We start from the raw sequence: 17,960 nt of genomic DNA on the forward strand, positions 1-17,960 counted from the left end.
CGTCAATAGGACCTGATAACTTTGAGCCCTTTGGGGGGGACTCTCACATAGCCAACCGCTCCGGGTGTCTTCCGCACGAATTCAATGGTTTCAGCATCACCGGCCTTCACGGGGGGCTGGCGGGTACCGTCCCTGAACGACTTTCGTATCCAGAGTGCGGTATATCGCGAATGGCTCATCCGCAATACCTTGGCCAGGAACTCTTCGTGGGCAGCGGCATTGTCTACGGGAACCAGTTTTGTGTCTCCGCTGAACTGCTTGCCGCCGAGAAACACATCGAATATTTCATCGGAGTCAAGGGATGTGCCGCTATTGCTCACGACGAAGATCTCGGCCCGCGCCGGTCCAGCCAGACTTGCGGCCAGCAGGGCGACGGTGAATAAAACCAGGCATCGTGCCATCATGCTGAGCTCTCTCTTTAAAAATGGATGGCGAGCTGGGAACTTATCTCGAAATAGTCGTCATGCTCACGGTTCAGGATGCGCGTATGGTTTCCTTCCACCTTCAGCGCCGTCTTCGGACTCAGGTCGAAGCGAACCCCTGCAAGGCCGCGCCGGTAAGAGAAACCCTCCTTCAGCCTGCTGAAATAATTGTCCTTCTGGTCAAGGGAAGCGAACTCGAACCGGGCGTAGGGGGTAAAGCTGCCAATGAGCCGGCCCGCCTGCAGAAAGCCGGCGGCACTGGAATGATACCCGCTGCCACCGGACCGGTCGCGGTTGAGAAACTGGTAGAACTCTCCGATAATCTCCCAGTCATTGGAGGTGTATATCCCGTAACCGCCGAGAATATTCAGCTCGGAGCGGCTCAGGCGCTGATCGGCCGAATCATAACCGTCCACATCGGTGCGGAGTCCATGGGCGCCAAGCCTCAGGCCGTCGAGCGCGCCCGAAAAGTCGTAACTGACATTGAATCCCAGAGCCAGATTGTGGTTGTCATCGGTGAATGAATTCGGTTCAAGCCTTCCGTCTCCCCCGGTGGTTATGTCTTTTATTTTCGGGCCATTCGCCACATACAGATCATAATTCATCTTCCCGTCGCCCAGCCACGCCGTTCCGGAACCCCACAACCCTGTCATGTGCACCGGGAGCACGCCGTCATCTTCCTCGAAATCAAGGAATTTAGGGCGCAGAATTGTCGTCTGGATCTGCTTTCCGTGGTGAAACGTGGTATTCCAGTAGCCCAGGGGGGTGTGATATCGACCGCCCCAGAGCGTGAGATAATCATTGAAGGAATAGCCGATCTGAAGCCTTTCCAGCTCCGCCATGGTTTCGCCGTCGTTATTCACCTCGAAAATCAGTTCCGCAAGGCCCTTGACCCGGGGTCCCAGATGGGGAGTCAGATAGAAGTCCAGCGCTCCGACGGAAAAACCCTTTCTCTTCGCGTCATCGCCCTGATGCCGCCCGCTGTAGGTGAGGCCGACATCGGCAAAGCCGTGGAGCCACGTGACATCCTCGAACATCGACAAATCGCTTCCACTGGCCGCCGGGGCATTCGCCACGGCCACCACCGGCGGCGAAGAAGCACCTGCCGCTGCAACCGGTTCCTGGCTATCCTGGGGGGGCTTCTTCTCCAGTTCCCGGATTCGTTCCACAAGTTTCTCGATTATTTTTGCATGCTCCTCCAGGCGTTTTTCCAGGTCGCTGATCCGCTCCGCTTCGGAGGGAGCAGCGCTCCCGCCCCACACCTGGAAAGGAAACGAAAATACGATGGCAGCTGCAAGTAACGAAAGGCGAATTCGCCCTTTGAACAGGTTCCAACCCATCCTGACCCCCGGTTTTTGATCATTTAGCTGTAGTGCGTGGTTCAACTTGTCTATTCATTAGTTTCGGCCGAAAACGAGGAATACTTGAGAAAAAATAGATGCCGGTAACGGCCTTGGGACTGCCGGGAGAACTCCTCAGCGCCAGGTGACGTCGAGGCGGTTGCGTTTGGGGGGGCGGTGGTAGGTGGTCGCGGGGTAGCCGAGAAGCAGGGCGCATTCGGGATAGTACCCATCGGAGAGGTTCAGGGCAAGCCGCAGCGGTTCCCACACCTCGGCGGCCATCTGAAAGTAGCCTCCCCAGCAGGTGCCGATGCCGTGAGCCGGCGCTACGATTTCCAGATGGGCGGCGGCTATGGTGGCGTCGAAGGGGGCCAGCGAATGCTGCCGGGGGGTGCAGGGGATGACCAGGTGGGGGGCATTGCGGCAGATGGGATCGCTGCCATTGTTCCAGGAGCGGATCATCGCTGCCAGGGTCGTGCGGTTCGGACAGGAGGGGTCCGCCAATCGGGAGCGGAACCAGTCGATGACGAGTCCGGTGAGCCGGCGCACCTCAGCGGTGTCGTGGATGACCAGCCACCTGACGGCTTGCCTGTTGCTGCTGGTGGGGGCGTAGCGGACCACGTCCAGAAGGCTTTCGATGGTCTTACGGGGCACCGCCTCGGTCCGGAAACGCCGGATGGAGCGCCGCATCCTCAGGTAGGCATCCAGAATCTCAGGGGGGAGCGGGGCTTCGGGTGGTGGAGGCACAGTCGGGTCAAGGCGGGGGTCGTTCACCGTCAGGGCGGCGGTGGGGCAGACCGCCTCGCAGTGGCCGCAGATGATGCAGCGCGCTTCCCCAGTGGCAGTGAAGCGCGGCACCTCCCCACCCTTCGGCAGCTCGATAATCCGCGCGGGACAGGTGGCAACGCAGGCGCCGCAGCGGGTGCAGAGGGAGCCGGTTACGATCAGGTCGGGCATCGCTCAGTTCTTTCCTGCCATCAGTCCCCGGAGCGTCTTCAGGTTCATGCCGTCGAACTCGTCGTTGTCTCCCTTGGGGGTTTCGAGGATTTTCGGGACGTTGGCGAAACGCGGGTCGTTCACCAGGGAGCGGAACCCTTCGAGCCCCATGGCCCCCTTGCCGATGTGCTCATGGCGGTCCACCCGGCAGTTGAGCCCCTTCTTGGAATCGTTCATGTGGAAGCACTGGAGCCGGTCGATGCCGATGATCCGGTCGAAATCGGCGAAGACCTGCCGGTATCCTTCCGGCGTGGTGATGTCGTAGCCGGCGGCAAAGGTGTGGCAGGTGTCGTAGCAGACGGCGAAGCGGTCGGGGTTGGCGGAGCCGTCGATGATGGCCCGCAGGTGCTCGAAGGTATACCCCAGGTTTGTCCCCTGGCCGGCGGTGGTCTCCAGGAGGATCTTGCCGGTGAACTCGGGGACCGCGGGGATGAGCGCGTCGAAGGCCTCGCAGATGCGCCGGATGCCGGTTTCCTCGCCCTCGCCCACATGGGAGCCGGGGTGCATGACGATCTTCGTGATGCCGAGACGGGCGCAGCGCTCCATCTCTTCCCGGAAGGAGAGGAGGCTCTTGTCCCGGGTCTCTCCCGGGGTGGCGGCCAGGTTGATGAGGTAGATGTCGTGGCAGATGATCTCGTGGAGCCCCGATTCCGCCCACTTCTCCCGGAAGAGGGCCACGTCGGAGTCGCTGGGGATTTTCCCCCGCCACTGGTTGGAGTTCTGGGTGAAGATCTGGATGACGCCGCACCCCACCTTCACCCCCCGGTCAGGGGCGTTGTGGAGGCCGCCGGCGATGGACATGTGGGCGCCGAAATAATCCATATAAATGCCTTTCTTTCTGCTACGCAGTGAGAAGCTGGTTTCTGATCTGCTCGATCCGCTCCGCATACTCCCCATCACTGAGAATCACCTCACTGTGGGGCTCGCTCCAGATGGGGCGGGGCCAGAGGGGATCGGTCTCGAAGCGGGGAACCAGGTGCCAGTGCATGTGGGGGACCATGTTGCCGAGGAGTTCGTAGTTCATTTTAGCGGGGCGGAAGATGGTATAAAGGGCCGTGGCCACGGCCGTGACCTCATCCATGATCCCCTGGCGGATGTCGCGGTCCAGGTGGAAGAGCTCGGTGACGTGCTCCCTGGTGAAGACGAAGGTGTAGCCGGGGAAGAACTGGTCGCGGTTCAGCATGACGAGGGTGTGCTCCAGTTCGGCGATACGCAGGGGCGGTTCGTCGTGCCATTTGGTGCACATGGGGCAGGTGGACATGGGGTACCTCCAAGGACGAAGGGCCAAAGGGAGCCGGGACTGACTCCCGATCCGCCTTTGGCCCTTATTCTGTGGTCGTGTCAGCCGGAATTACAGCTTTGCCAGGTCGATCTCGCCGGAGAAGACCTCCGTGGCCGGGCCGGTCATGTAGAGGAAGCCGTCTTCGGCCCACTCCAGCTCCAGATCGCCGCCGGAGAGGTGGTTGAGGATCTTCTTCTCGGTGAGTCCGTTGAGGGCTCCGGCCACGCAGACGGCGCTGGCGCCGGTGCCGCAGGCCAGGGTCTCGCCGGCGCCCCGCTCCCAGGTCCGCTGGCGCACCTCGGTGCGGGATATGATCTGGACGAACTCCACGTTAGTGCGGCGGGGGAAGAGCTCGTGGTTCTCGATGAGGGGGCCGTACTTTTCCACCTGGAAGCTCTCCACGTCGTCCACGAAGATGACGCAGTGGGGGTTCCCCATGGAGACGCAGGTGATGTTGAAGGTGGTGTGGAGGATGTTGAGGGGCTGGCTGACGATCTGCCCGTCGGCGGGCTCGCCCGCCATGGGGATCTCGGCCCGCTTCAGTCGGGGGACGCCCATGTTGACCCGCACCTTCTCGATTGTGCCGTCGGCACCGGGCACCAGCTGCAGCGTCAGGATGCCGGCGCCGGTCTCGGCGGTGATCTCCTTCTTGGAGACGATGCCATGGTCGTAGGCGTACTTGGCCACGCAGCGGATGCCGTTGCCGCACATCTCCGACTCGGAGCCGTCGGAGTTGAACATCCGCATCCGGACGTCGGCCCTGTCGGAGGGCATGATGAGGATGAGGCCGTCGGAGCCGATGCCGAAGTTGCGGTTGGAAACCTTTATGGCAACCTGCTCCGGGTTGTCGACCCGCTCCTCGAAGCAGTTCACGTAGACGTAGTCGTTGCCGGCGCCGTGCATCTTGGTAAATTTCATGGAAGTTCCCCTCGTTATTGAAGAAAGTGAATCGAATCCCGGTAGAAATACCAGAAACGTCCGTTGCCAACAAGGAAAAATCTCCCCTCCTTGACCGCGTCGCCGATTCTTGAGTATGATGCGTATAAATATTTATTGGAGGCATGTTCCCATGGAACTCAAAAACAAGATCTGGATGACCGGTAACCTGGACTGGTTCGCCTACGTGGGCGAAGAAGAGATGTACCTGGGGAGGCGCGAGGTTCCGTCTCCCCTCGAGGAGGGCGACACCTGGGTCAATTCGATCGGCGACAGCTTCAAGGTGGAAGACGGCGAGATCAAGTACCTCGGCAGGGTGGAGCCTCCTCAGACGTTCTGGTGAGATGCGGGCGCGGCGGGGCCGTTGCGGATGGCCGGCCCCGTGGTATCCTTGTCGGGTACGATTCCGCTGAAGAGGTGCCGTCATGGGGTGAACCGCATCACATCCGCAGGTCTGGCAGTGGCGGTGGTGCTGTCGACGGGTTCGGCGTCTGCCCGCGCCGAAACGGTCGACCATTACGGCGCCATGGTCGACCGGCGCGCAAGCTTCGAAGAGTGCGTCGCCTGCCACGACGGAACCATCGCAAAGGATGTCGCCTACTGCCGCGAGAACTGTTCGTTCAGGACCCCCCACCCTGTCATGCGCCGCTACCCTCCGCCGGGGCGCGAAGCCGCGTACCGGCCCGTCGAGTCCCTCCGGGAGGCGGGAATCGAGTTGGTGGACGGGATGGTCGTCTGCATTTCCTGTCATAACCTCAACAATCCTCCCCCCCATCATCTGGCCGTGGATCCTGCCGCCAGCAGCCTCTGTATGACCTGCCATATGCAGTAAAAATACTCTCCTTCTCCCCGGAAATACCGGTCATGTTTCTGTGGAAATACTTTGTCTGGTTCTTTATATTCTTGACGCCGTAGGTAAAGGAACGTATAGTGGCATAAAACGCTTAAGGAGGATCGTGTGAAGCTCTCGACGAAAAGCCGCTACGGTCTGCGGGCAATCTTCGATATAGCCTATAATGCCGGAAATCTCCCGGCTCAGGTTCAGGACATCTCCCGGCGCCAGGGTGTCTCGCCCCGGTATTTGGAGCAGATTTTCCAGGGGCTCAAGCGGGCCGGCCTCCTCAAGAGCAAGCGAGGGCCCCAGGGGGGATACTGTCTCGCCAAGAAGCCCGAGGAGATCACGGTGGCCGATGTTCTGCTCGCGACGGAGCGGGACATGAACCTTGTGGAGTGTACCAATAAGCGGAAGAAAAAAGTCGAGTGCGGCTTCGACGGCACGTGCGTCACCCAAGAGCTCTGGTGCGAGGCAAGCAGCAGGCTTGTGGAGTATTTTTCGGCCATCACGGTGAAGGATCTGTGCGACCGGGGTCAGTCCATGGGGATCAAGCGGGAGCAGGATCACCGCTTCATGTATTTCATCTGAGAAAAGGAGACAGAGATGCCGGTATTTGACAGCGACAAGGTAATCGAGCAGATCGGCAACACGCCGCTGCTGCGTCTGGCTAAGCTTGAGGCGCCCGGTTCCGCGGCCGTGTACGGCAAGGCGGAGTTCTTCAACCCGGGCGGCAGCGTGAAGGACCGCATCTGCCTGGCGATGATCGAGGCGGCCGAGAAAGACGGCTCTCTCAAGCCGGGTATGACCGTGGTGGAGCCCACCAGCGGCAATACCGGCATCGGCCTCTCCATGATCTGCACCATCAAGGGATACAAGCTCGTTCTCACCATGCCCGACACCATGACCGTGGAGCGACGCAGGCTCCTGGCAGCCTACGGGGCCGAGCTCATCCTGACCCCGGGGGCCCAGGGGATGCGCGGGGCCGTCCAGAAGGCGGAAGAGCTGGCCGCCCAGCCGGGGCACATCATGATGCAGCAGTTCACGAACGGGGCGAACCCGGAGGCGCACCGCAGGACTACCGGACCCGAGATCGTCAGGGCCCTCAGCGGCCAGAGCATCGACGCCTTCGTGGCTGGGGTAGGGACCGGCGGCACCATCACCGGCGTCGGCGAGGTGCTGAAGGGGCACAACGCCGCCGTGCGGATCGTGGCGGTGGAGCCTGATTCCTCCCCCATCCTCTCCGGCGGCCAGCCCGGTCCCCACAAGATCCAGGGGATCGGCGCCGGCTTCGTCCCCGACGTGCTCAACACGAAGGTCTACGATGAGGTGATCCGGGTGACCAACGAGGACTCCTACGAAACCGTCCGGCGCCTGGCCCAGGAAGAAGGGGTCCTCGTGGGGATATCCTCCGGCGCCAACGTCTTTGCCGCCCTCCAGGTGGCGAAGAAGCTGGGACCGGGCAAGAGCGTGGTGACAATCCTCTGCGACACCGGGGAGCGGTACCTCTCGACGGGTGTGTTCGACTAGTGCCTCTAACATGAATAGGGCACCCGTCGCGGGTGCCCTCCATCAATCGCCCCGTTTCGGGGCTTTTGTTTTTCACGGGAGTTCCATGGACGCGGTTCACGAAAAGTACGAAAAACTCAAAACCATTCTCCGGGAGATGGGGTCGGTGCTGGTTGCCTTCTCCGGCGGGGTCGACTCCACGTTCCTCCTCCGGGTTGCCCATGATGTCCTGGGCGACCGGGCCGTGGCTTTTACCGCCACCTCTCCCACCTATCCCGACTCCGAGTTCCGGGAGGCGGTGGCCCTGGCCCTGGAGATAGGTGTCCGGCAGGTGGTGGTGGAGTCCAACGAACTGGAGATCCCCGGTTTTGCCGGGAATCCCCGCAACCGCTGCTACCATTGCAAGAAGGAGCTGTTCCAACTGGCCGGAGCACGGGCTGCGGAGCAGGGGCTCGCCTGGGCGGCCGACGGGAGCAACGTGGATGACCTCTCCGATTTCCGTCCCGGCCGGCAGGCGATCCAGGAGCTCGGCGTCCGGAGTCCACTCCTGGAGGCGGTGCTCGGCAAGGAGGATATCCGGCAACTTTCGCGGGAGCTGGGGCTTCCCACGTGGAACAAGCAGGCCTTTGCCTGCCTGTCGAGCCGCTTCCCCTACGGAACCGAGATCACGCCGGAGCGGCTCCGGCAGGTGGGGGAGTGCGAGGAGTTCCTGAAGGGGGAGGGGTTTTCCACGTACCGGGTCCGTTACCACGGTGACACGGCCCGCATCGAGCTGGGCGAAGCGGAGATTGCGCGCTTTCTGGAACCGGCCATGCGCCGGAAGGTGGCGGCCTTCTTCAAGGGGGCGGGATTCACCTACGTGGCGCTGGATCTGGAGGGGTACCGCACGGGAAGCATGAATCTGGGGACCGGGGACCAGTAACCAGGGACCGGGAAAATCTTTTGATTCTTGCCGGTCCCCGGTCTCCGGTCCCCGATCCCTGGTCCCGGCTTTACTTCACTTCCACGTTGATCTGCTTCGGCTTGGTTTCCTCGCGCCGGGGAAGGGTTATGGTCAGGATTCCCTTGTCGCAGACCGCCTTGACGGTATCGCGGTCGATGGTGGTGGGGAGCGAGAAGCTCCTCATGAAGGAGCCGTAGTACCGCTCAACCCGATGGTAGTTCTCCTTCTTCACTTCCTGGTCGTGCTTGCGCTCGCCCCGGATGGTGAGGGTGTTGTCCTCGATTTTTACCTCGATGTCCTTCTGGTCGATGCCGGGGAGCTCGGCCTTGATGACGACGCCGTTTTCATCCTCGAAGATGTCCACCGGCGGCTGCCATACCCCTTCGCGGAGTTCTTCGCCGCTCTCTCTGCTCCACGCCATGTCCAGAAGCCGGCTCATCTGCTCCTGCAGATTCCTGAGGTCCCCAAACGGGGTGTACTTGACGATTGCCATGGTTCATGCACCTCCTGGTGGTTGTGTTACCCATAACATAATCACTCATCCGCCACAGTCAAGGGGGGAGGACGCCCGTTTGCGTTCCTCCCCCCTCATTTCCGCATCAGTGCTGCTATTTCATTGTCAGGCTGTCAGACCCGCTTCCCCTTGGGCACGCTGTGCTTGAGCTTCTTGGAACCGTCGTAGAGATTCCCCTTCTGCACCCCCCGCCGTTCCTTCAGGTCCCTCTTGTCGTAGTCGGTGGAAAGGTTGATTTCAGCGTCTTCAGCCAGCTTTTCGATCGTTTCGTTTTCTTTTTCCATCATACCGCACACCTCGTGTCGTTGATGGGCACGCCGTGGGGCGCGCCGGTTGGTCCACAATGAGAAATCCCTCTGGGCACCTCCTTTCTTCTGTGTGACTCCATGATACCATGGCATCCAGGAGATGCAATTGACGGAAAATTAAAATTTTGTCAGCATTATTAATGAGTTACGGGGTGATGGCATTGTCTTTCCGCAGGGCCTTATGCCTTGATGGACGGCGCGATATGGGCTACTATCCTGCGAGGCTCAGAGGAGAACAATGAAAGAGGTGCGCAATGCCCATATACAAGGTTGTTGAGATAAATACGGTTACCGAGGATGTCCTGGAGGAGATCCTCAACGAGTGGACCGCCAAGGGGTGGCGGTTCGACGGGATGCAGTTCGCCATGCGGGATGCGAGCCGGCGCCCCGCCATGGCCTTTGTCTTTTTCACGCGGGAGGAACGGGAGGTGGCGCCATGACCGGGAAACAGACCCTCTACCTCATCGACGGCTCCTCCTATATCTACCGGGCCTACTACGCCATCCGGCACCTCTCGTCCCCCAAGGGGTTCCCCACCAACGCCCTCTACGGCTTCACCCAGATGCTCCTCAAGGTCATCAAGGACCGCCGCCCCGACCATATCGCCGTGGTCTTCGACGCGGGGCGGACCACCTTCCGCACCGAGCTCTACCCCGACTACAAGGCCAACCGCTCCGCCATGCCCGACGATCTCGTCCCCCAGATCGCCCCCATCAAGGAGATGGTCCGGGCCTTCAACATCCCGGTGCTGGAGCTGGCGGGGTACGAGGCCGACGACATCATCGGCACCATCGCCCGGGAGTGCGAGGAGCGGGGGATGGAGGCGGTGGTGGTCACCGGCGACAAGGACCTGATGCAGATCGTGAGCGAGGGGGTCACGCTCCTCGACACCATGAAGGAGAAGGCCTCGGGCATCCCCGAGGTGCGGGAGCGGTTCGGCGTCGGGCCGGAAGCGGTGATCGACATCCTCGGCCTCGCCGGTGACACCTCCGACAATATCCCCGGCGTTCCCGGCATCGGCGAGAAGACCGCCATCAAGCTGATCCAGGAGTTCGGCTCCCTGGACACGCTTCTGGAGCGGGCTGGCGAGGTGAAAGGGAAGACCGGGGAGAAGCTCCGGGAGTTTGCCGACCAGGCCCGCCTCTCCCGGCAACTGGCCACCATCGTGCGCGACGTGCCGATGGCGTTCGACTTTGCGACCTTCGCCGCATCCTCCCCCGACAACCGGCGGCTTGCCGAGCTCTTCAAGCAGTATGGCTTCACCACCCTCATGAAGGAGTTGACCAGCGAGGCGACCCTCTCCACCGAACAGTACCGGACCATTGCCACCGACGAGGAGTTCCCGGCGCTCCTGACGGACCTGAAGGCTGCCGGCACCTTTGCCGTGGACCTGGAGACCACGAGCCTGAACCCCCTGGAAGCGGAGATCGTCGGCATCTCCCTGAGCTACCGGGACCACGAGGCATGCTACATCCCGGTGGGGCACTTCTATCTGGGGGCGCCGGAGCAGCTCCCCCGCCGGCGGGTGCTGGACGCCCTGACGCCCCTCCTCATCGACCCGAAAATCCGCAAGGTGGGGCAGAACCTGAAGTACGACTACCAGGTCTTCCGGCGCCACGGCATCGAGCTTGCCGGGGTCTGGTGCGACACCATGGTGGCCTCCTACCTCCTGAACCCGGTCCGCTCCGGCCACGGCCTCGACTCCCTGGCCGTGGAGCACCTGGACCACAAGATGATCTCCTACGAAGAGGTGGCAGGGAAGGGGAAGGAACAGGTGAACTTCGCCCAGGTGCCGGTGGAGAAGGCCTCCATCTACTCCTGCGAGGACTCCGACGCCGCGTGGCTCCTCCAGCGTCTCTTTCTGCCGCGGGTTGCTGAAATGGGGATGACGCGCCTCTTCGACGAGGTGGAGATGCCCCTGGTGCCGATCCTGGCAGAGATGGAGCTGGCAGGGGTGAAGCTGGACCTGCCGCTTCTCGGGGAACTCTCCGCCGGTTTCGGGAAACAGCTGGCGGAACTGGAGGGGCGGATCACGGGGCTCGCTCCGGAGCCCTTCAATCTCAACTCCCCCAAGCAGCTCGGGGAGGTGCTCTTCGAGAAGCTGAAGCTCCCCACCGGCAAGAAGACCAAGACCAAAACCGGCTGGTCCACCAACGTGGAGGAACTGGAGCGGTTGGCCGAGGCGGGCCACGAGATCGCGGCCCTCATCCTCCAGTACCGGGGGCTCGCCAAACTCAAATCCACCTATACCGACGCCCTCCCCAAGCTGGTGCAGCCAGCCACGGGAAGGGTCCATACCTCCTACAACCAGACCGTCACCAACACGGGGCGGCTCTCCTCGTCGGAGCCGAACCTGCAGAACATCCCGGTCCGGACCGAGGAGGGACGGCGGATCCGCCGGGCCTTCATCGCCGAGGAGGGGCACCTGCTCCTTTCCGCCGACTACTCTCAGATCGAACTCCGGGTCCTGGCCCACCTGTCTGGGGACCGGGTCTTCTGCGACGCCTTTGCCAAAGACGAGGACATCCACACCCGCACTGCCGCCGAGGTATTCGGCCTCTTCCCCGAGATGGTGACCCCGGAGATGCGGCGCCAGGCCAAGGCCATCAACTTCGGGGTCATCTACGGCCAGGGGGCCTTCAGTCTCGCCAGGCAGCTCGGCATCGCAACAAAAGTGGCCAGGGAGTTCATCGACAACTACTTCGCCCGCCATCCCGGCGCCCGGGCGTTCCTGGACGGCTGCATGCGGGAGGCGGAGGAGAAGGGGCATGTGACCACGCTCCTGGGGCGCAGGCTCCCGATCCCCGACATCAAGAGCGCCAACGGCAACATCCGGGCCTTTGCCCAGCGCAACGCCGTCAACTACCCCATCCAGGGGTCCGCCGCCGACATCATCAAGGAGGCCATGGTGAAGGTGATGGCGCGGATGCGGCGCGACGGTGTGGGGAGCCGGCTCATCATGCAGGTTCACGACGAACTGGTCTTCGAGGTGCCCGAGAACGAGGTGGTTGCCATGGAACAGCTCGTGCAACACGAGATGGAGCACGCCGTGGCTCTCCGCGTCCCGCTGAAGGTGGACATAAACCACGGCAGGAACTGGAGCGAGGCCCACTAGGCCATGCCGGAGTCCGGCAGGGGCAAACGGGGATTGATGCTTATTCTATAGATGGGTTTTATTAAGAATAACTGCGTGGAATTGCGGGCGTCTTTCGTGATAGTGTTTACAACCTTGTACTGAGGAAAACCCGGTCCCTGCCCATGGGTGGGGAGAGGAGGCGGCTGTGGGGTGTGACATTTTGCAGGAGATCCTTGACTCGTGCCTGTCCCTGGAGAAAAAGGCCGCGGCCATCTTCAGGGCCTTTGCCGCCCATGCCGTCCGGGACGATGCCCGGAGCTTCTGGGAGACCGTGGCCGCTGAAACCAACCACCACAGCGCTCTCTACGAGCGCCTCAACACCCCCATCTCCGAGGGAGGGGCCGCTCCCCTCGTCATCTACAAGCCGGCCGAGACCCGGGAAGAGCTGGAGATGATCGAGCGGAACATCGACGAGCAGTTCGAGCTCTACCAGGCGGCGCCCACTCCCGAGGCCGCCTGTCTCCTTGGCTTCCGACTCCAGCTCTATCTCCTTCACCCTGCCTTTGCCAGCCTCTGCCGCATGACCAAGGATGTCACCGGCGAGGATGCCAACGACCTGGGCTACGGCAGGTATCTGCGCCGGTTCATCGACGGGATCGGCATCTGCGGCATGGCCACGGCCGAATCGGAACTTCTCGGAGAGGCCCTCTTCCGCCTCTGGAACGAGGCGCGGCAGCTGGCAGTCCAGTCCCATACCGATGCCCTGACCGGCGTACTCACCCGGGCCGGCTTCTTCCAGGCCGTCTCCCCCCTGGCCTATGCGGCCCAGCGCAACGGGAACAACGCGGCCATCATGCTCATCGACATCGACTACTTCAAGCTTCTGGGGGACAATTACGGTCACCAGACCGGCGACCGGGTGCTCCAGGTGGTGGCCGACACCATCACGTCGCACCTGCGGCGCTCCGACGTGGTGGGGCGTTATGACGGGGACGAGTTCATCGTCTATCTCTCGCCGGTGGAGCCGGCCTCCCTCAAGTCCGTGGCCGAGAACCTCCGGATCCAGGTGGAGGAGGCGAGCGCCCGGATCGTGCCGGTAACCATCAGCATCGGCGTGGCCCAGGGGACATTCGGCCCCGACGTTGACCATTCCCTCGAAGAGCTGGTCCGCAAGGCCGACGAGTGCCAGATGCAGGCCAAGTACACCGGCAAGAACAAGGTCGTCATGAAGTAACTTCCTGCGGGCCAGGTCCTGCGGCTTACCGGACTGCCCGTGGCGAAACCTCAATCTATCTCCCGCTTGCGTTGGCCTGAAACGGGGGCATACTTCCCTAGTGAAGCTGATTAACCACCGGGAGGTGCCCCATGCGCTACATTCTCGTCTCCATCTTATCTCTCTCGCTTATCATCTCCGCATCCCCCAGCCAGGCAGGATTTCTGGACGACCTCACCCGCCAGGCGGCGCCGCTCCTCCAGGGGGGGATGGGGAGCAGCCTGGACGATTCCACGATTATAAAGGGGCTAAAAGAGGCCCTGGCCACCGGCACCGAGCGGGCCGTGAACGAGGTGGCGAAGCCCGACGGCTACTTCGGCAACTCGCTCATCAAAATCATGCTCCCCGACAAGATCCAGAAGGTGGCCGACCTCCTGGGGACCGTGGGGTACCAGCAGCAGGTGGATGAGTTCGTTCTGAGCATGAACCGGTCGGCGGAGAAGGCGGCGCCCCAGGCGGCACGCTTCTTTGGCGACGCCATCCGGGACATGAGCGTGGAGGATGCGCGGGGACTCCTGAACGGCGGCGACCGGGCCGCCACCGACTTCTTCGAGAAGAAGACCCGCGGCAAACTCTACGACGCCTTCAAGCCGACCGTGGGGAAAACCATGGGAGAGGTGGGGACCGTCAAGGCCTTCCAGGATATGGTCGGGACGTACCAGGCGCTCCCCCTGGCCGCCTTCGGGGGAAAGCCCTCCCTGGACCTGAACGATTACGTGACCAATAAGGCCCTGGACGGACTCTTCACCATGGTGGCCGCGGAGGAGAAGAAGATCAGGACGAACCCGGCGGCCCGGACCACGGATCTGCTGAAGACGGTGTTCGGGCAGTAGGAAAGGTCCATGGCGGCACCGTGGGGCAATGGCGGGAATCGGTGGCGCCGGGAGGTTGCGCTGTTGGTGTGGGCGGCGCTTCTGGGGGCGCGGTTGGCAGGGGCGACCATCTTTCCGGGGCCGGCCGAGGTGGTGGGACGGAGTTCGCTTCAGGAGGCACGGAAGGGAGAATCGCTCATCGAGGTCGCCCGGAGCCACGACCTCGGTTTCAATGAGATTGCGGCGGCCAATCCCGGTCTCGACCCCTTTGTCCCAACCGCGGGCAGCCCCGTCACCATCCCCGGGCGGCACGTGGTTCCGGCGGCGGTGGTGCCGGGACGGCTGGTGGTGAATCTGTCCGAACTTCGCCTCTACTTCGTCCCGGAAGGGGGGACGCCGCGCATTGTCTCCTTTCCGGTCGGGACAGGAAGCGAGGGGAAGGAGACCCCCCTTGGCGTCTACCGGGTGACGGAGAAGCGCGCCAATCCCGCCTGGCACGTTCCTCTCTCCATACGCCAGGAGCGGCCCCGCCTACCCGCCGTGGTTCCCCCGGGACCCGACAATCCTCTCGGAAGCCACGCCCTGCGGCTGACCGACGACGGCCTGATGATTCACGGCACCAACCGGCCATGGGGGGTTGGTCGTAACGTGAGCCACGGCTGTATCCGGCTCTATCCCGAGGATATCCCCGTTCTCTTCCGGCTGGTTTCTCCCGGCACCCCGGTAGCCATCGTCCGGGAGCCGGTGAAGGTGGGTGATCAGGAGGGGCGGCTCCTCATCGAGGTCCATCGGGATGAGGGAGCCGGCATCGACTACGCGGCGGAGGCGACCCGCCTAATCATGGCGCGGGGGAGGCTCGACCGGGTGGATTTCCCGCGTCTCTTCCGTGCACTGGCCGAGAAGCGGGGGGTGCCGGTCGATATCGGCCGGTGACCGCTAATCCTGAAAACGACAGGTTGGATAACACAGAGCAACTGAGCAACAGAGAAATCAACAGGTTTAACCAATTTACCGTTTAGCCGTTGCGTGCATACGAAAACAGCTGTGGAAGGGATTTTGCCCTGGATTTGGCTCTGTTGCTCCGTTGTTCTGTGTTTCAAATGCTTTTGCCGGGATTATTTCTTCTGCTGGAGCTCGAAGGCCTTCGTTGATTTCCCCGCCGACTGTTCCGCCTGCTGGGCGGCTCCCTCTGCCTTCGTTGCGGCTGCATCGGCCTTTGTGGCCGCCGTCTCGGCCCTGGTTGCAGCGGCGGCGGCCGCTTCCGCCGATTGCTGGGCGTTTTGGGCCGACTGCTGGGCCTGGGTGCGGATATCGGCATTTTCGCGTTTCACGGCGTCCAGGTCGGCTGGTGTGGCCACGGGGCGTTTCGACAGATCGGCAACCTGGGCCTCGATGGTATTCAGCCGCTTTTCCAGTCCGCTGATCCGGTCCGCCAGGGGGGCGGTCTGCTCCTGGACGAATGTTTTGGTGGCGCACCCCGCCGTGAGGGCGAGGAACGGGATGACTGCCGCAGTGACGATTCGTTTCATGGTTCCCCCTTGTGATGCCGTTCTGGCGTTATGACAGGCGATAGGCGACCATCACCCCGTCCCGCAGCGGAAGGATGGAGGTGAAGAAGTCCTTCCTGCCGGTCATGAAATCGTTAAAGTCCCGGATGCCGCGGGTTTCGGGGTCGTCCTCTCCCTCCACCACCTTGCCGTACCAGAGGACGTTGTCGGCGATGACCAGGGCATGGGGGGCGAGGTGCGGGATCATGGCCTCCATGGCTTCCCGGTACTGGTGCTTGTCCAGGTCGATGAAGAGGATGTCGATGTCGTGGTATTCCCGGCCGATCTCCAGGGCATCGCCGACCCGGAACTCCAGCCGGTCGATGAGGCCGCTTTCCTGGAACTTCTCCTTGGCGTAGGCGATGTTCGTGGGGGAGTAGTCGGTCATGACCACCTTCCCCGTGATGCTGATGGCCCGGGCGAACCACCAGGCCGAGTAGCCGAATCCCGAGCCCAGTTCCACCACGAGGCGGGGCTGCTTGAGGCGTGTGAGGATATAGAGGAACCGCCCAACCAGGCGGTCAACGATGGGGAAGCCCAAAGCCTTGGCCCGGCTTTCCATTGCGAGGAGGCTGGGGTTATCCTCGGGCGCCAGCCCCATGAGGTACTCCTCGATGCGGGGATCGGTTATGGGGATCATCGTTCGTATTCCTTCCAGGTATCCGTTACCCATACAGTCTGTTAAGTCTAACACTTTCGCCGGGATGCGCAATTCGAGCCGGGAAAAAGGGCGAAAACTGCGTGTTGACTTCCTCAGCCCCCCGGTCTTTAATGACCCAATGACACACGCGCGCGAATCGGCACCGATGCCCCAGGGGAAGGTCACCGCCATCCTCGTCTTCACCACGGTCCTGTGGGGCGGGAGCTTCCTCTTCAACAAGATCGGAATGCGTGAGATTCCCCCAATCCAGTTTTTCTTCTTCCGCTTCGCCCTGGCGGCGCTTCTCATGGGGATCATCTGCATCCCGCGGCTTTCCCGCCTGAACCGGGACATTGTCCGGCGCGGAGCCATGGTGGGGGTGGCCCTGGCGGCGGTGAACCTCACCTTTGTCCTGGGGGTCTCGGGGACCACCATCTCCCGGGCCGGCTACCTCAACAACCTCTTCGTCCTCTTCATCCCCCTCATTTCGTTCCTGATCTGGCGGGAGCGGCTCGACCGGATCACCTTTGCCGGAGTTTTCCTGGCGGTCGCCGGTCTCTGGGAACTGGCCAGCGGCGGGGCCGAGGGGTTCAACCGGGGTGACCTCCTCTCCACGGTCTGCGCCCTGTTCATTGCCATCCACATCATTACCGTGTCGCGGGTCCTGCGGGATGAGGACGTCTACCTGGTCACCTTCGTGCAGTTCTCTACCGTGGCCCTCGCGGGGGCGGCCATCACCCTTGCCATGCCGTGGCCGGCGTTCACCATCGGCGCGGCCGGGGGGTGGTCCCTGGCCTACTGCGCCATCTTCCCCACGGTCATCTGCTTCACGCTCCAGAACGCCTTCCAGCGTTTCACCACCCCCACCAAGGCGGGGCTCATCTACACCCTTGACCCGGTCTGGAGCATGCTGGCCGGGGTCTTCATCCTGGGGGAGCGCCTCACCCCTCGGGAGCTCGTAGGGTGCATGCTGATCCTGGTGGCCGTGGCCGGTCCGCTCCTGGGGAGGCTCTATTTGGAGCAGAAGCATCGCCGGCTCTACCATCTTGATGGCGCGGAAGGGTCTTAGTGTATGTCCACCCCCACCTTTGCCGTCAGCGAGGAGAAGAACCGCTGGCTTCGGGAGAAGATGGCGGAGCTGGGGGTGGCCGAGGCCGACCTGGAAGAGAGCTTCGTCCGCTCCTCCGGCGCCGGGGGGCAACACGTGAACAAAACCGCCACCTGCGTCCAGATCAAGCACCGCCCCACGGGGATCGAGGTGAAGTGCATGAAGGACCGGAGCCAGTCCGTGAACCGGTTCCTGGCCCGACGGGAGATTCTGGAGCGGATCGAGCGGCTCCAGAAGGGGGAGAGCTTCCGGGACCCCAAGGTGGATAAGCTGAAGAAGCAGAAAGCGCGGCGGAAGCGGCGCGCCAGCGGGAAATACGAGAAGGAATAAGTCCCAAAACCATTTAATAACACTGAGCAACTGAGCAACTGAGTAAACTCGATAGGCTGAAGATCACACCCTTGACAATCGTTTGTTCGGCT

General features: G+C 62.4%; 22 protein-coding genes. 12 read left to right on the plus strand and 10 right to left on the minus strand.

The window, feature by feature from the left end; genetic code table 11:
- Positions 1 to 2 precede the first annotated feature (2 nt).
- The 6 genes from KJB29_RS06635 to dapF form a co-directional block, all read right to left on the minus strand.
- A complete protein-coding gene (locus KJB29_RS06635) occupies positions 3 to 404 on the minus strand; it encodes a phosphate ABC transporter substrate-binding protein (RefSeq protein ID WP_215733906.1) in 402 nt (133 codons plus the stop codon).
- Positions 405 to 418: 14 nt separating this feature from the next.
- Positions 419 to 1,762 (minus strand): hypothetical protein, encoded by a 1,344-nt coding sequence (locus KJB29_RS06640; protein WP_215733907.1) that lies wholly within the window; start codon positions 1,760 to 1,762, stop codon positions 419 to 421.
- A gap of 135 nt (positions 1,763 to 1,897) precedes the next feature.
- A complete protein-coding gene (locus tag KJB29_RS06645; protein WP_215733908.1) occupies positions 1,898 to 2,719 on the minus strand; it encodes a nitroreductase family protein in 822 nt (273 codons plus the stop codon).
- Positions 2,720 to 2,722: 3 nt separating this feature from the next.
- Positions 2,723 to 3,580 (minus strand): deoxyribonuclease IV, encoded by an 858-nt coding sequence (locus KJB29_RS06650; RefSeq protein ID WP_215733909.1) that lies wholly within the window; start codon positions 3,578 to 3,580, stop codon positions 2,723 to 2,725.
- Positions 3,581 to 3,599: 19 nt separating this feature from the next.
- Positions 3,600 to 4,019 (minus strand): HIT family protein, encoded by a 420-nt coding sequence (locus KJB29_RS06655; protein ID WP_215733910.1) that lies wholly within the window; start codon positions 4,017 to 4,019, stop codon positions 3,600 to 3,602.
- 90 nt (positions 4,020 to 4,109) lie between these two features.
- A complete protein-coding gene (gene dapF, locus KJB29_RS06660; protein ID WP_215733911.1) occupies positions 4,110 to 4,958 on the minus strand; it encodes a diaminopimelate epimerase in 849 nt (282 codons plus the stop codon).
- A gap of 151 nt (positions 4,959 to 5,109) precedes the next feature.
- On the opposite strand from dapF, the gene KJB29_RS06665 reads away from it, so the two are divergent.
- From KJB29_RS06665 to larE, 5 genes are all read left to right on the plus strand, one after another.
- Positions 5,110 to 5,319 (plus strand): hypothetical protein, encoded by a 210-nt coding sequence (locus KJB29_RS06665; protein ID WP_215733912.1) that lies wholly within the window; start codon positions 5,110 to 5,112, stop codon positions 5,317 to 5,319.
- An 87-nt stretch (positions 5,320 to 5,406) separates the two neighbouring features.
- A complete protein-coding gene (locus KJB29_RS06670; protein ID WP_215733913.1) occupies positions 5,407 to 5,808 on the plus strand; it encodes a cytochrome C in 402 nt (133 codons plus the stop codon).
- 126 nt (positions 5,809 to 5,934) lie between these two features.
- Positions 5,935 to 6,399, plus strand: a complete 465-nt coding sequence (locus KJB29_RS06675) for an RrF2 family transcriptional regulator (RefSeq protein WP_215733914.1) — start codon at positions 5,935 to 5,937, stop codon at positions 6,397 to 6,399.
- A gap of 15 nt (positions 6,400 to 6,414) precedes the next feature.
- The gene (gene cysK / locus KJB29_RS06680; RefSeq protein ID WP_215733915.1) at positions 6,415 to 7,338 is read left to right on the plus strand and encodes a cysteine synthase A; all 924 of its coding nucleotides are present in this window, start codon (positions 6,415 to 6,417) and stop codon (positions 7,336 to 7,338) included.
- Positions 7,339 to 7,423: 85 nt separating this feature from the next.
- Positions 7,424 to 8,239, plus strand: a complete 816-nt coding sequence (larE, locus tag KJB29_RS06685; protein WP_215733916.1) for an ATP-dependent sacrificial sulfur transferase LarE — start codon at positions 7,424 to 7,426, stop codon at positions 8,237 to 8,239.
- A gap of 70 nt (positions 8,240 to 8,309) precedes the next feature.
- Here the strand turns inward: larE and KJB29_RS06690 are convergent, their stop codons facing one another.
- Both KJB29_RS06690 and KJB29_RS06695 read right to left on the minus strand, forming a co-directional pair.
- Positions 8,310 to 8,753, minus strand: coding sequence for an Hsp20/alpha crystallin family protein (locus KJB29_RS06690; RefSeq protein ID WP_215733917.1), 444 nt, complete (start codon positions 8,751 to 8,753; stop codon positions 8,310 to 8,312).
- A gap of 134 nt (positions 8,754 to 8,887) precedes the next feature.
- Positions 8,888 to 9,061 (minus strand): hypothetical protein, encoded by a 174-nt coding sequence (locus KJB29_RS06695; RefSeq protein WP_004514476.1) that lies wholly within the window; start codon positions 9,059 to 9,061, stop codon positions 8,888 to 8,890.
- Positions 9,062 to 9,336: 275 nt separating this feature from the next.
- Here KJB29_RS06695 and KJB29_RS06700 point away from each other — a divergent pair, with 275 nt between their 5' ends.
- The 5 genes from KJB29_RS06700 (at position 9,337) to KJB29_RS06720 (ending at position 15,176) form a co-directional block, all read left to right on the plus strand.
- Positions 9,337 to 9,522, plus strand: coding sequence for a DUF4177 domain-containing protein (locus KJB29_RS06700; RefSeq protein ID WP_004514475.1), 186 nt, complete (start codon positions 9,337 to 9,339; stop codon positions 9,520 to 9,522).
- Positions 9,519 to 12,197, plus strand: a complete 2,679-nt coding sequence (polA, locus tag KJB29_RS06705; RefSeq protein ID WP_215733918.1) for a DNA polymerase I — start codon at positions 9,519 to 9,521, stop codon at positions 12,195 to 12,197. Before KJB29_RS06700 ends, polA begins: the two co-directional genes overlap by 4 nt.
- 166 nt (positions 12,198 to 12,363) lie before the next feature.
- Complete coding sequence (locus KJB29_RS06710; RefSeq protein WP_215733919.1) at positions 12,364 to 13,392, plus strand: GGDEF domain-containing protein; 1,029 nt, start codon at positions 12,364 to 12,366, stop codon at positions 13,390 to 13,392.
- Positions 13,393 to 13,523: 131 nt separating this feature from the next.
- Positions 13,524 to 14,264, plus strand: a complete 741-nt coding sequence (locus tag KJB29_RS06715; protein ID WP_215733920.1) for a DUF4197 domain-containing protein — start codon at positions 13,524 to 13,526, stop codon at positions 14,262 to 14,264.
- A gap of 9 nt (positions 14,265 to 14,273) precedes the next feature.
- Positions 14,274 to 15,176, plus strand: coding sequence for a L,D-transpeptidase family protein (locus KJB29_RS06720; protein ID WP_215733921.1), 903 nt, complete (start codon positions 14,274 to 14,276; stop codon positions 15,174 to 15,176).
- Positions 15,177 to 15,358: 182 nt separating this feature from the next.
- Here the strand turns inward: KJB29_RS06720 and KJB29_RS06725 are convergent, their stop codons facing one another.
- Positions 15,359 to 15,772 carry a hypothetical protein gene (locus tag KJB29_RS06725; RefSeq protein ID WP_215733922.1) on the minus strand — a complete coding sequence of 138 codons (414 nt, stop codon included), beginning with the start codon at positions 15,770 to 15,772 and terminating at the stop codon, positions 15,359 to 15,361.
- A 28-nt stretch (positions 15,773 to 15,800) separates the two neighbouring features.
- On the minus strand, positions 15,801 to 16,430 hold the full coding sequence (locus KJB29_RS06730) for an O-methyltransferase (protein ID WP_215733923.1): 630 nt from the start codon (positions 16,428 to 16,430) through the stop codon (positions 15,801 to 15,803).
- A 139-nt stretch (positions 16,431 to 16,569) separates the two neighbouring features.
- Between KJB29_RS06730 and KJB29_RS06735 the strand changes: the two genes are divergently transcribed.
- Entirely contained in the window at positions 16,570 to 17,499 is a 930-nt protein-coding gene (locus KJB29_RS06735; RefSeq protein ID WP_215733924.1) for a DMT family transporter, read from the plus strand.
- A 3-nt stretch (positions 17,500 to 17,502) separates the two neighbouring features.
- Positions 17,503 to 17,868, plus strand: a complete 366-nt coding sequence (locus KJB29_RS06740) for a peptide chain release factor family protein (RefSeq protein ID WP_215733925.1) — start codon at positions 17,503 to 17,505, stop codon at positions 17,866 to 17,868.
- Positions 17,869 to 17,960: the final 92 nt, after the last annotated feature.

Source organism: Geobacter grbiciae, assembly GCF_018531165.1.
Lineage (GTDB): Bacteria > Desulfobacterota > Desulfuromonadia > Geobacterales > Geobacteraceae > Geobacter > Geobacter metallireducens.